10 protein-coding genes are annotated in these 12,460 nt (G+C 50.6%); 9 read left to right on the top strand and 1 reads right to left on the bottom strand.

Annotated features, from left to right (window positions below; all coding sequences use genetic code 11):
• Positions 1-36 precede the first annotated feature (36 nt).
• Positions 37-918: a pirin family protein gene (locus HZS79_RS08720; protein WP_179927626.1), complete on the bottom strand. Its 882-nt coding sequence runs from the start codon at positions 916-918 to the stop codon at positions 37-39.
• Between the two features lie 243 nt (positions 919-1,161).
• Here HZS79_RS08720 and HZS79_RS08715 point away from each other — a divergent pair, with 243 nt between their 5' ends.
• The 9 genes from HZS79_RS08715 (at position 1,162) to HZS79_RS08675 (ending at position 12,433) form a co-directional block, all read left to right on the top strand.
• Positions 1,162-2,892, top strand: coding sequence for a mechanosensitive ion channel family protein (locus HZS79_RS08715; RefSeq protein WP_179927625.1), 1,731 nt, complete (start codon positions 1,162-1,164; stop codon positions 2,890-2,892).
• A gap of 68 nt (positions 2,893-2,960) precedes the next feature.
• Positions 2,961-3,725: an alpha/beta hydrolase family protein gene (locus tag HZS79_RS08710; protein ID WP_179927624.1), complete on the top strand. Its 765-nt coding sequence runs from the start codon at positions 2,961-2,963 to the stop codon at positions 3,723-3,725.
• A gap of 389 nt (positions 3,726-4,114) precedes the next feature.
• Positions 4,115-5,308, top strand: coding sequence for a hypothetical protein (locus tag HZS79_RS08705; RefSeq protein WP_179927623.1), 1,194 nt, complete (start codon positions 4,115-4,117; stop codon positions 5,306-5,308).
• A complete protein-coding gene (locus tag HZS79_RS08700) occupies positions 5,302-5,769 on the top strand; it encodes a toxin-activating lysine-acyltransferase (RefSeq protein WP_179927622.1) in 468 nt (155 codons plus the stop codon). Before HZS79_RS08705 ends, HZS79_RS08700 begins: the two co-directional genes overlap by 7 nt.
• A 124-nt stretch (positions 5,770-5,893) precedes the next feature.
• Entirely contained in the window at positions 5,894-6,196 is a 303-nt protein-coding gene (locus tag HZS79_RS08695; RefSeq protein ID WP_179927621.1) for a hypothetical protein, read from the top strand.
• Positions 6,197-6,769: 573 nt separating this feature from the next.
• Entirely contained in the window at positions 6,770-8,077 is a 1,308-nt protein-coding gene (locus HZS79_RS08690; RefSeq protein WP_179927620.1) for a M16 family metallopeptidase, read from the top strand.
• Entirely contained in the window at positions 8,074-9,444 is a 1,371-nt protein-coding gene (locus HZS79_RS08685) for a M16 family metallopeptidase (RefSeq protein ID WP_179927619.1), read from the top strand. The genes HZS79_RS08690 and HZS79_RS08685 overlap by 4 nt, the downstream gene beginning before the upstream one ends.
• 2 nt (positions 9,445-9,446) lie before the next feature.
• Positions 9,447-11,111 (top strand): peptidase domain-containing ABC transporter, encoded by a 1,665-nt coding sequence (locus tag HZS79_RS08680; protein WP_218927969.1) that lies wholly within the window; start codon positions 9,447-9,449, stop codon positions 11,109-11,111.
• Positions 11,108-12,433, top strand: a complete 1,326-nt coding sequence (locus tag HZS79_RS08675; protein WP_179927618.1) for an HlyD family type I secretion periplasmic adaptor subunit — start codon at positions 11,108-11,110, stop codon at positions 12,431-12,433. Before HZS79_RS08680 ends, HZS79_RS08675 begins: the two co-directional genes overlap by 4 nt.
• Positions 12,434-12,460: the final 27 nt, after the last annotated feature.

Here is a 12,460-nt window from a genome sequence, read left to right as displayed (position 1 = left end):
GTTACTTGAATAGTCGTTACTTAAGCAGCGATATCATTAACTTGGCATATGGCCAAAGCGGCCGCGGTTAAAGTCTTCTATCGCTTCAATGATTTCACGTTCGTTATTCATGACAAACGGGCCGTGGCCTATGACTGGCTCATTGAGCGGCTCTCCACTCAACAGCAACAGGGTGGCGTCATTATTGGCTTCAATGGTGAAGGTGTCGCCATCTCGCGCTAGCTCAGCCACTTGTGCTGCGCGGAGTATCTCTTCGCCATTGATCTGCACGGTGCCTTTGAGCAAGGCCAGCAGGGTTGTCCACCCATCTGGCTGCGTCAGCGTGGTTGCCTTGCCACCGTTTAGCTGCACATCCCAGACGTTCATCGGCGAAAACGTCTGTGCTGGCCCCGAATGGGCGGCGCGGTTGCCATCAATATAGTTACCGGCGATTACGCGCACGCTACCTGCGTGATCAGGTAATGCTGCTACAGGAATCTGGGAATTAAAAATTGCCTGATAGCCCGGCGTGGCCATTTTGTCTTTGGCGGGTAAGTTTACCCACAGCTGCACCATCTCGAGTGTGCCGCCTGCCTCTGTAAACGCGGGCGAATGAAACTCATCGTGCAGGATACCCGCACCCGCTGTCATCCACTGCACGTCACCTGGGCCAATCACGCCGCCTTTGCCCGTTGAGTCTCGGTGCGCCACTTCCCCTTGATAGACAATCGTGACCGTTTCAAAACCTCGGTGCGGGTGCTGTCCAACACCGCGTGGCCGCGTCGTGGGGGGGAAGTCTGCAGGGCCTGCGTAGTCCAGCAGCAGAAAAGGGCTTAATTGTTCAGAACGCGGGCCATAGGAGAACAGCGAACGCGCTGGAAAGCCGTCACCAACCCAGTGGGCGGGTGGTGCGCTGGTAACACCTACTAACGTTTTCATCGTTTCTCCTCAAAGAGTACGTTGTTGGTTAAGAAGAGTACGCGTTAGGGGAGACAAGTAATAGATAGCGTGGCTGAGACTCAGTGTTGCAGTGCTGGAACAGTCGATGCTTGCTTGATTGATGAACGTAGTCTGTACTTTGGTCAGTCACTGACATGGATGCGTTGCGCTTAGCGTGGTGTTGGCGGCTATGCTCGCTGGCTAGTGAATGGTGTATTGACTCACTTTGACGACAAGGCAGGTATGCAAAAAAACAGCTCGTGGCCCGTGTGGGTAGTGCTGGTTTTCACTCTAGTGGTTTCCAGCCTCGGCATGGCGCAAACTCAAGGAAATGAGAGCGAGGAGAAGCGGTGGTTAACCATCGAGGCTCTTAATACTGGGCTAGGCGATGCACCTGAAGAGCTCAGGCGCATGTCGCCACGTGAGACGATTCGCAGTTTCCTAACCTATACTGAAGACGAGGATTACGCTGCTGCGGCGCATCTCCTTAACCTTAACGATATCGACCCAGACGAGCAGCAAGCTCGGGGTGCTCAGTTGGCGATGCAGCTGGCGGAAGTCTTAAAGCGCGGTGAGTGGTTGGATGCCTCTAATATGTCCGGACGCCAGGACGCTGCTATAGAAGATCCTTCCGGGCAGAACCCACAAGCAGGTGAGCCGCGTCACAATATCGAATTAGCGGCACTGAAAGTAAAAGGGCAGGCTTACGATGTGCGTGTGGGTCGTTACCGGGTGGGCCAAGATGACCCTGTGTGGCTGGTGATGTCTGGGAGCGTGAGTTCGATTCCGCTGTTATACGAAGAGTATGGCCCCTCGATCTTAGAGCGTTATATTCCCGAACGGTTGAAGTCCTCGTTTGGCATCTTGAAAGCCTGGGAATGGCTGGCGATCCCCATCTTTTTACTCACCATTGGGCTGGTGGGCGTGGCTACTTATTACCTGGTAGGGCTAGTTGCTCGCTGCCTGCCTTCCGGTGCTTCTACCATTTTTGCCGATCAAATCGGTGTACCTGTGGCATTGATTGCGATGTCATTGGTAACGCAAACGTTGCTGGAATATGTGGTGTCGTTTTCCGCCATTGCGACCACCACGTTCCGCGTATTGTTGATCGCTGTGATGGCCTGGGGCGCAGGTACCATTGCGTTACGTTTGGTCGACACTATCATGTTGCGTTTAACACGGCGCCTGGTGGGTGAAATTGATGATACGAAACCCAAGGATCAACGGCGGCTGCTCACCTCGCTTTACGCACTGCGTCGCATCATTATTCTCGTAACCGTTATTGCGGTATCTGTTTACGTGCTGAGCCAAATTCAGCTTTTCGAGACGCTGGGCCTTTCGCTGTTGGCCTCGGCTAGCGTGCTGGCAGTGCTGGTGGGTATCGCGGGCCAAGCGATGCTGGGAAATATTCTATCTTCGTTTCAGTTGTCGCTTGCCAAGCCCATTCGGATTGGCGACTTGGTGATGTTTGAAGGCCAGTGGTGTTACGTTGAAGGCATCTTCTATACGTTTATTCGGCTGCGCGTGTGGGATGAGCGCCGTCTAATCGTGCCGGTAACGTACTTTGTCTCAAAGCCGTTTGAAAACCTGTCGGTTAAGAGCAGCAAGCTCTATCGAAGCGTGGAGTTAACTCTGCATTTGAACGCTGATATCGCGCTGATTCGGGATAAATTTCTAGCGTATGCCGAAGAGGAAGAGAGCGTTATCGAACACCACAAGTTGCTATGTTACGTGACAGGGCAAACCGGCACGGCCCAAACCATCACCTGCTACCTAATGACATCAGACCCTATGGCAGGTTGGACGGCGGAAATGAATGTGCGTGAAAAGCTAATGGCGTTTATCCGCGACCACCATCCAGAGTGGTGGCCCAGGGACATTATGGTTATCAGCCATGAAGATATTGCCCGTGGCGATGGGCAAGTCCAGCGTTCGCAGAAAGTAGATAGCTCTGCTGAAAAACCATCCGAGTAGAAGGCAATTACGCTGCTCGATTGCTGGTGGATAAATAGCCTTCTTACGAAGCCAAGGAGTGGTTCAGGATGATGTTAAATATCAAACAGCGCTTTCTTCCCGGTTGGGGCGTTACCTACGGCCCGGCAGGCGATGGTCCTTTTCCAGCGATCATGTTGTTGCATGGTTCTGAAGGCGCATGGGCTGGCTGGAGTCATCGAGACGCCGTCTTGTTCGCAGCACATGGTTTCTTGGCTTTCCCCTATGGCTACTCAAGCGGCGGTAATATGTGGAATGCAGGGCATATTATCGATTACCCACTGGAGCGTAGTGTGGAAGCGCTTAGGGCGCTCAGAGATTTTCAATACGTTGATGAGCGTGTTGGGCTTTATGGTGTTTCACGTGGGGCCGAACATGCGTTATTGCTTGGCTCACTGATGGCCAGGGATGAGCTGAAAGGCGCGCCCGATACTATCGCTGTACATAGTGCCCCAGATGTCGTTTGCGGTGCCTTTGACGCGCGTAACGCTCGCGATGCGGGAGACCCCGGTTGGCAAGCCTGGGATGTCAGCAAACGCGCCTGGACATGGCGTGATAGTCATGAAGACTTACTGCCGACTACGCCGATTGAAATTGAGCGCTACCCTGGGCCGCTAATGCTTACCCATGGCACGAAAGATCGCATGTGGTCGGTTGAGATGACTAAGCGACTGGAAAAACGCCTACGCGAGCATGGCCGTAACCCTACGGTTCACTACTACGAAGGTGAAGATCATATACCCAGCAGCGCCGGGCAGAATATTCACTACCCGTTGCTGCTGGATTTCTTCACAAAAAGCTTGGTAAAGCCTTAAGTTCTAATAAGCCAGCAGCGCTAAATTTAGGCGGAAAGGCCACCGAAAATCATAGTCGACTATGTTAACGCCGCCCGCGGGTTTGTTTTTCGCATCTTTAAGCTATTGCTAAACGATGGGGAGGTGTCGATAGCATGGGGTGACGTCGGTGCATATCTTACTGGCTATAGATATAGCACTGGGTCACTGGGTTCGCTTTTCTACGAAAGTTGTAAGATAAGTCCTACAATATTCTCAGAGATATCTTACAGACCTACTACGTCTATAGATGCCACACTTTGGCTGTCGCCTTAGTTACTGAATATGCGATATATGGTTTTTATTCTAGCTTTGCTATTCAGCTTGTGAAGTGTTTTGGAGTTATAAAAAGACAAAGGTGTGGTATTTGCTTGGATGGCATTTATGTTTTCAAGGGACGAAACGAGGGAAGCATGTTTACGTGTACTGATTGGTTAACGCTTCATGGATTGAGCGCACCCCGGGTAAAGGGTATTATCGCGTCCTTTGGTCCAGGAAAATTTGAGCACCTTCCTCCTCCTTTAAACACAGATAGGAAAGCATCTTTGGAAAATGCTTTTATAAGCAATAAGCTGTCCTCTCAAGAAAGATGTTATAGAAATTTTGTTGTTCCCGCATTGGTTAGTGTCTTCGATAACGAGAGCGAAGTGCGGCATCTGTTGTGTAACCATGTTGAGTTTCGAGCGCTGAGCGCGAGTGAAGAAGCTCCCTATACTATCTGCCAAGGTAGTGGTGAGCCCCCCGTCATTTTAATGGACTGGCGCGGGCAGCCTGAAGACCTCCTCTGTCTCGCTCACGAAGCCGCTCATGCACTACAGATACTTTTATCGAACCATGAGCTAATGCCGCCAGTCGCTCGAGAAACATGCGCATTTATTGGTGAGCTGCTTTTACTGGACTATGTGGAAACGCATGTACCATATCTTCACGGCCCACTGTTAGATGTTTGGCATAGCGAAAACAGTTTTTACCTGGGTGACTGTGTCGACCTTCTGATAGATGCGTTAAACCACCCCGAGCTTTCTTATCATTACTACCAAAATTATCCGTTAGCACGATTGGCCGCCGTGCAGATGTTTTCTATTGCGAATAATGAATCGGTATGCAAGCTGTTCTCAAGCGGTAAAGAAGCCATGGCGCATTTGCCCATCGATGAAATGGCCAGCTTTGCTACAGAGATGGAAAATCCCTTTCCGGTTTTGCAGCCATCAGATGCTGAGCACCCCGTCGTTGGTGTATATCAAAGCTTGGGTGTTATGGCGCTGTTGGATATTGAATCCTCGCGTAAAGCGTCTTACCAATGTATTGAAAGTTACTATCTGAATCTATTAGATCACTTGCAAGCGCGAACAGCCTTTATTGCATTAGATAACGACATGAAGCCGGTGGGTTACACAACCTGGATCGAGTCAAATTCAGAGAATAATCTGGTGCTAACGTGTCAGACGGCACTGCCGAATAATCGCCTTAACTTACAACGCGCGCTTGAGCAGTACATCAGTACGACGAAAGGTGTTGACGCGAGTTACACGCGAAACGCTTCCAAGGAGATGCTGGTATGGTGAGCATTGATTACTACACCAGCGTTGGTTATGCGCTCGAACTAATGGCCCAGCCTGAATACCATCGGAAGTTTAAATTGGGTGGCTATTTGTGCACGGAAATTCTGCCGCCACTTTCCTGCAACCAGGTGCGTTTTTATGTGACGTCTGAAGGCTTGCCAACCGGCATGGTGACCTGGGCTTGGCTCTCGGAGCACGTTGAGCGTGATGTGCATGTCACTGGGCGTGCGTTAGGCCAGGATGAGTGGACGAGCGGTGACCGGTTGTTTTTTAACGATTGGATAACGCCTTACGGCAATATAAGAGAAGTGCTTTATGACATGACGCACCACCATTTTCCCAACGAAGTTGCCACAAGCCTGCGCCGCCGCAGTGATGGTTCAGTACGTAGCATCAATCGATGGACGGGAGTGAATTTGCGCCGTAAGCGAAAAGGGATATCAGAGTTTTTCCCGCAGCAGTAGGCGGGAGTGGGTGGAGAGATGGTGAGATCTCTCCACCCTGTGAAGCCGCTGGGTAGCCAAACCCAGCAAACAACGACAGCGGAGACGATAACAGATACGACCCGCAACCAGAAGGAAATGAAACATGAAAGATATTTATCAGACGTCAATGACTGACCTATACAGCTCGACTAGCTTTGGCGGCGGTGGTGGTAATGCAGCTGGAGGCAATACCATGGGAAGCACCCACGGAAGTCGTAGTAGGCCTTATGGTGGCCCAGGCGGCGGAAGCGATCCAGGTAACTTGGGTGGAGTAAATGCCCCTAGTCGTGGGCCTGTAACCTCGGGTCAGGAACAAGCCGTAAAAACTGGAGCGATGACAGTAGCTGGGGGCCATTTAAGCCGGACAGCTGGAGCTGCCTGGGGATTTGGAACGTCATTTTTCTAGTTTCAGTATAAACTTAATTTAAATTCTCAGCAAAAGTGATGGAGGGAGGGTGATAACCTCCTTCCACACTTGTGGAGGCTTTATGTGGAAGGTTAGTGAAAAGGGTGTAAAGCTTGCAGTCACGCTTACAGTTATGTCTATGATTTTTGACTTTGGGGATGAAGGAGGGGTTAGTATTATCCGTTCTATATCGTTATTTCTAGCTACAATTTTGGCGTATGAGTTTTTTGTATTTCTTGAAAAAAAATCAAAAAAATAACGGAGCATGCTGGCTGTTTTGAATTTTTAAATTATGGACCTGTATGGTAGGTTGATATGTTAGCCCAGTTTTAGTTTTGGTGGTAAGTTCATGATTGGTGATTTTGTAAACTTATCTGGAAGTTAAATGTATAGAAGAATAAAAGGTGGGTTAAAAACTGCAGCTGTGGTTGTGTTAATAACAATTTTTTTTGACTTTTTAGATGGTGAGGGTTTTTTTTATGTCAAGTATTTGACGGTTTTTTTAACAGCCTTCTTTTTATATGAGGCTCTTGGTTTTATAGGGAGGGCGTTAAAAAATAAGTTTGATTTATAATGACTGTTAAAGCGTTGATACGGTTTTCGGGATGGTGGTTAATCGCCATTGTCGCTCTGCCCCTATTTTGGCTTGTTAATGTTTTTTTCGAGAGTCAGGATCACCACGTTTATGTCCAGAGTGCTGAGGCAAGTGAGGTTTATGCTCATGTCGTTTTCGGGCACCGAAGTCTAGCTTCCGGACTTGCACACTATGTCGAGCATCTTGCCTGGTTAAACACGGTGGGTGCCAAACAACGCAGCGCAAACAGGCATTCCAATGCCTGGACTAACCCCTATGCAGTCGGTTATTGGCTGTCCGGTAAGCCCGACGAACTGGACGATTTACTGCAAACCCTTTCAGGTCTTTTTGAGCCTCTTGAAGTTCCAGCTAAGTTTGCTGCCGAAGAGCGGGAGATCATTTTGCGCGAATATGAAGCTCATATGGTTGATAAGCCAGATGCACAAGCGGCGGAGGCGATGAGTGCATTTCTCTATGCGGGAAATAACATTGCCTCTTCAGTGCTGGGCACGCCAGATGACATCCGTGGGTTCAGCTACGATGACGCCCGTGCGTTGCATGCCGCTACCCACCGTCCAGAAAATGCCACCCTGGTGGTCACTGGTGGTGTGACTGAGCGGGAAGTTAGTCGAGCGCTGAAGACTGTCGATTGGCCCGCGAAACAAAGCGCTGACGCCGAAAGCCAGCCTCCAACGTTCGAGCTGGCTAAACCTGCCGATACCCTGCTGCGTTACCCGGAGAAAGAGGCCTCTGCGCGAGTCATTCTGCGGCACGTGGCGGCGCTGCCTGAGTCTATCCCCTTTGACCTGCTGGAAGCACATGCCTTGCTGCTCGCGGATATTCTCAACACCAACCTAGCCGGGGGGCTTGCCGGGCCGTTGCGTTTTGATAATGCCATTGCACGTGGCTTTGATGTGCAGGCCTGGCCCCTTGACGAGCGTCACATCGAGCTTAGATTTAGGGCAGCCCCTGACAGGGGCGTATCCCTGAGGGCTGTGCAAAAAGCTTTCAGGGATACGCTGGCTGAGATTTCTGATACGGGCATTCCCGATGAAACCTATCAGCGGGTTTTAAACCGTTTTGAGGACTTCTGGCCTGACTGGGAGGACGACGATGACGCCGCCCGCTGGATGGCAGATTACACCCTGGAGAGGGTCGCGGCACTGCGGCAACCCTTGCCACTTTCTGATGTGAAGCGCCTGGAACAACAGCTTTCACATCAAAGGATCAACACCCTTTTAAATACCATCGCCGGAAACGGACGAACGGCCGTTGCGTTTATCGGCCCCAAGGAGAGGTTTGAATGATTCGATTGATACCACTGACGGCCATGGTTATCAGCTTGGCTGCCTGTTCTGCAGAAGAAACCAATGGGAGTACCCCTTCCGCCAGTAACGAAGTCAGCCCGGAGGGCATTGAGTTTACCTTGCTTGCTATGCCTGACAGTGACGATGTGGCTGTTCAGGCTGCCTGGCCGACGGACTGGGCATACCGTGAGAATACCAATCCCGCCGCAGCGCTGGTAGGAGCAGAAATGATTCTTGCTGGAGGTGCCGAGGGTTACCCAGAAGGAGAGGCAGCAGAACAGCTGGCTGATCTGAACACTGAAGGCGGTTTATATGGTAGCGCAAATGATCATATTGTGGGTGAGCTGGTCTTTGAACGCGATGACATCAACGAGGTCGTCGAGATTGCCAACGCCCACTTGCGCGCCCCCTTGCTAGGGCAATCATGGTTGGACCGGATCAGTGATGGCATTACTCAGGGCGTGAGGGAGGAGCGTGCACAGCCAGGCGCTGCCGGGTTTGAGGCCATCCGTTGGGCGGTGTTTGGTGAGCACCCCTTGCGTAATGCATTATCTCTGTATGACCTGAATCCACTGGATGAACTTACTCGCGACGATATTACTGCCTGGCATGCTGAGACCTTTACGCGCTCCCCGGAAGCCGTTGCCGTGGCGGGTGATATCGATGCCCGTTCAGCAGGGGAAGCCTTGGATACGCTATTGGCAGGGTTGCCGGAACAGGGGCGTGAGGTGAAACGAAACGTCTCGCCTGATTTCACACCCCGCCGAATTCTGCTCCACATGCCACAAGCGGAAGTGTCAACGCTGGCGTTTATTGCGCCGCTACCACCAACCCGAGATGGCGGCGAAGTTGAAGACTTGCTGCTGACGCATGCCCTGGGTAGCGATGACCAAAGCGTTCTCTTTGATGCCGTGCGCACGCAACTTCGTGCCAGCTATGGTTTTGGCGCGGGGGTGAATAATTATACGCGCGAACACCGGATTCTCTTCATGGCCGGAGAGGTGGATACCAACCAAATGGCAGAGGCCGAAGCGGTGGTTCGTGAGGCGTACGCCAATTTCCGGCAAAACGGACTGGAAGGCGATTTGGCTGACCATAAAGCGCCCTTGGCATCACACTTCTCGGAGGTGGCCGATCGGGTGATGGTGCAGGCCAACAGCGCTCTGGAAAGTGCCTTGGATGAGCATCCGGTAGAGCGTTCACTAAAACAGGAGCTTGAGGCGGTAACAGAGGCGTCACTTAATGAGCGTTTAGATACCGCCTTCCCCAGCGCAGATGAGTTTATTGTTATTGCCGTCTCACCCGATGCGGATGCGTTGCCTGAAGCGTGTGTGATCATTACCCCGCGTGAAGCCGCTGGCTGCTGATGATGATGGATCGTACGCATGACAAATCCGGCGAGATTGCTCTCTCCTGGTTCGGTAAGACGCTGTGGAAGTTTACACCGTTATATATTGAGCTGATTTTTCTGGCTATCTGTTTGCGTTTGATCGGCCTGGTTGAGCCTTTCATCTTCCAGGTGATCATTGATCGCATTCTGCCTTTTCAGCGGGAAGCGTCCTTGCTTGTGATTGCCGCTATATTTGTGGCTGTCAGCCTTTTTCAGCTCGGGTTTGAGGTGCTATCCGACCTGTTGGGGTTATTGGTTGCTAATCGTGTCACCCGCGAGCTGGGTGCCAGAATATTTGACCATCAGTTTAAACTGCCGTTTAGTCATTTTCGCAAGTGGTCGGTGGGTGAAAGTATGGCTCGTGTCGGCGAAACGGACACAATACGCGCCTTTTTGGTTGGAACAACAACAGGAGTACTGCTAGATGTGGTCTTTGTGTTCATCTACATCGGCGTGTTGTTCACCTTGTCGGTGCCGCTGACGCTGATTATTTTGGTAGCCTTGCCTGTTCAGTTTCTGATCTATTTTGGTTTTGGCCCCTTTTTGCGCCGCCGCCTGCGTGCTGAATTTGATGCTGGCGCACAGCATCAGAACCAGATGGTCGAAAGTATTTCTGGTATCGATTCAATCAAGGCACTGAGCGCAGAGAAGAAGGTGTTAGAGCGGTTGGATAAAACGCTGCATACCAGCCTGAATGCCTCTTATCGTGTAGGGCTTTTACAAATTTGGAGTAGTAAGCTGCTGTTTATTATTCAGCAAGCGATCACCATTAGCATTATCTATTTTGGCGCACAGTTTGTTTTTGCTGGTGACATGACTCTCGGACAGTTGATTGCCTTCCATCTTTTGGCTGGTAAGGTGACCGAACCTATCGAGCGCTTTTCAGGCTTATGGGAGGAGTGGCAAAACGTGCGTGTATCGCGTCAACGTTTAGGCGATATCGTGAACTCGCCAATGGAGCCTTTTAGTGTGCTACCTCGAATGCCAACCAATATTGAGGCGCGTTTAGAGTTCTGTAACGTTGAGTTTCATTACTCTCCTTCGAGTGCTGTTCTGCGCCACTTTAATTTCTGTGCTGAGCCTAATACCTTGACCTTGGTTGTTGGTCCTTCTGGGATTGGAAAATCCACTTTTGGACGGCTTGCCTCCGGCATTGATGTCCCAGACGGTGGTGAAATACGCTTGGGTGGAGAAAATATTGCCCAATATGAGCCGCATGACGTCAGGACACAGATTGCTTATGTGCCCCAAGAGCCGTATCTGTTTGCAGGTACTATAAGAGACAACCTCATTTTTGGAGATGAGTATGCTTCGGATGAGGAGATTAACCGAGCATTACAGATTTCAGCGGCAGATAAATTGGTGGCGCAGTTGCCCCAAGGGCTTGACACCGACGTTGGTGAGCGTGGTTCTGCACTGTCAGGAGGGCAGAGGCAACGGGTTGCGATAGCGCGATCTTTGGTTCGTAGACCAAGGGTTATTATTCTTGATGAACCGACGAGCGCCCTTGACGCACAGTCTCAGCGTCAGATGGCAACGGAGCTTCATAAGCTCAAGCATGAAACAACGCTGATTATAATCACGCACAATCCAAGCATCTTCGAAGCGCCTGACCAGATTGTTGATTTTGAGGCTTTATCGTGACTCATTACCCTGAACCTATGCATATCCGGTCACCGACACTGCATGGAACGATTTTTTTTACCCTCGCCGTCTTTGCCATTATTCTCGTGCTTTCAGTTGTACTGAAGATTGAAGTAGTTGCTAAGGGCGAAGGGCGTGTGCTTCCCATCAGCCGAGTTCAGGTTGTTCAGCCTGAGTTCCCTGGGCGAATTACAGCTATTCACATTAAAAATGGAGATTCTGTTGAGAAGGGCGATGTGCTAATAGAGTTGGATCCTACAGAGTCTTTGACCGAGCTGGGAACCATTCAGGCGGAGCAGGATAGGCTTCGTATCGAGATGGCGCGAATTGATGCGATGGTAGATGCTATTGATAGGGATCCAGCTACACCTGATTTTATCGATCAGACGCTTGCTGGGTTCAATCTTCCTCGCGATTTGGCTGAACATGTGTTCGCGGAAGAGCAATACAAATTATTGTTGGCTGAAGTGAATGATCTATTGACATCACTAGAACAGATCGATGCCCGTGAAGAAACTAATCGGCGTTCGGAAGCTGTCACTGCGGCGAATATTGCTCGGATTAATGCGGTGCTCGACATTCAATCAGAGCGTTTACAGGCCATTGAACAGCTAGTGCAACGAGGAGCAACCAGCCAATCTGATCTCCTTGATGTACAAGAAGGTTTCACCAGGCTGGAAAGCGAACGTAGCGTTTATCGAAGCGAACTAGATCAAAAATCAGCCGAGCGCATGGCATTGGAAAGTGAGCGCCGTCGAGTTAAGAGTGATCTTCGCAGTTCTCTGCTTGATAGGCGAGCGGAGGTTGATTCACGCCTTGCCACGCTCGCTGAAAAAAGGCGTGCTGCAACTCGCCGGGTGGAAGCTGCAACGCTTGAGGCGCCCGCGTCTGGTGTTGTTGATCAGCTTAACGTTTTTACAGTAGGCGGTGTGGCAGAAGCAGGGGCGGAACTGCTTCGTATTGTGCCAATGGGGATTGAAGTGGAAGTTGAGGGGGCATTTTCAAACCAGGATATAGGTTTCATGAAAGTTGGTCAGCAAGCTAATATTCGGCTCTCTGCTTATCCATCAGAAAGGTTTGGCTTTATATCGGGCGTGGTTTCTGATATTGCGGCAGACTCTTCCGAGACCAAAGAGGGAAAGTGGCATTACGTTGTCAGAATTCAGCCTGAAAAAAACTATCTTGAGGTGGGTTCTGAGCATCTATATTTGCGTCCTGGTATGACCGCGAAAGTTGACGCGATAACCGATGATAGAAGAATTATTAGCTACTTCTTTGCCCCGATAGTAGAGGCGATACAGAATTCACTAGGAGAGCGGTAGTTGAATTCCCAAAATGCCATTCTCAAT

The organism is Vreelandella zhaodongensis (assembly GCF_013415115.1).
Taxonomy (GTDB): Bacteria; Pseudomonadota; Gammaproteobacteria; order Pseudomonadales; family Halomonadaceae; genus Vreelandella; species Vreelandella zhaodongensis.
The sequence above is the reverse complement of the archived record's forward strand: the minus strand, read 5'-3'. Positions and strand labels throughout refer to the sequence as shown.

Bases quoted from the DNA above. Each gene is read 5' to 3' on its own strand.
- HZS79_RS08690 (WP_179927620.1), top strand. From the start codon at position 6,770: ATGACTGTTAAAGCGTTGATACGGTTTTCGGGATGGTGGTTAATCGCC.
- HZS79_RS08685 (WP_179927619.1), top strand. From the start codon at position 8,074: ATGATTCGATTGATACCACTGACGGCCATGGTTATCAGCTTGGCTGCC.
- HZS79_RS08695 (WP_179927621.1), top strand. From the start codon at position 5,894: ATGAAAGATATTTATCAGACGTCAATGACTGACCTATACAGCTCGACT.
- HZS79_RS08680 (WP_218927969.1), top strand. From the start codon at position 9,447: ATGATGGATCGTACGCATGACAAATCCGGCGAGATTGCTCTCTCCTGG.
- HZS79_RS08700 (WP_179927622.1), top strand. From the start codon at position 5,302: ATGGTGAGCATTGATTACTACACCAGCGTTGGTTATGCGCTCGAACTA.
- HZS79_RS08715 (WP_179927625.1), top strand. From the start codon at position 1,162: ATGCAAAAAAACAGCTCGTGGCCCGTGTGGGTAGTGCTGGTTTTCACT.
- HZS79_RS08710 (WP_179927624.1), top strand. From the start codon at position 2,961: ATGATGTTAAATATCAAACAGCGCTTTCTTCCCGGTTGGGGCGTTACC.
- HZS79_RS08720 (WP_179927626.1), bottom strand. From the start codon at position 918: ATGAAAACGTTAGTAGGTGTTACCAGCGCACCACCCGCCCACTGGGTT.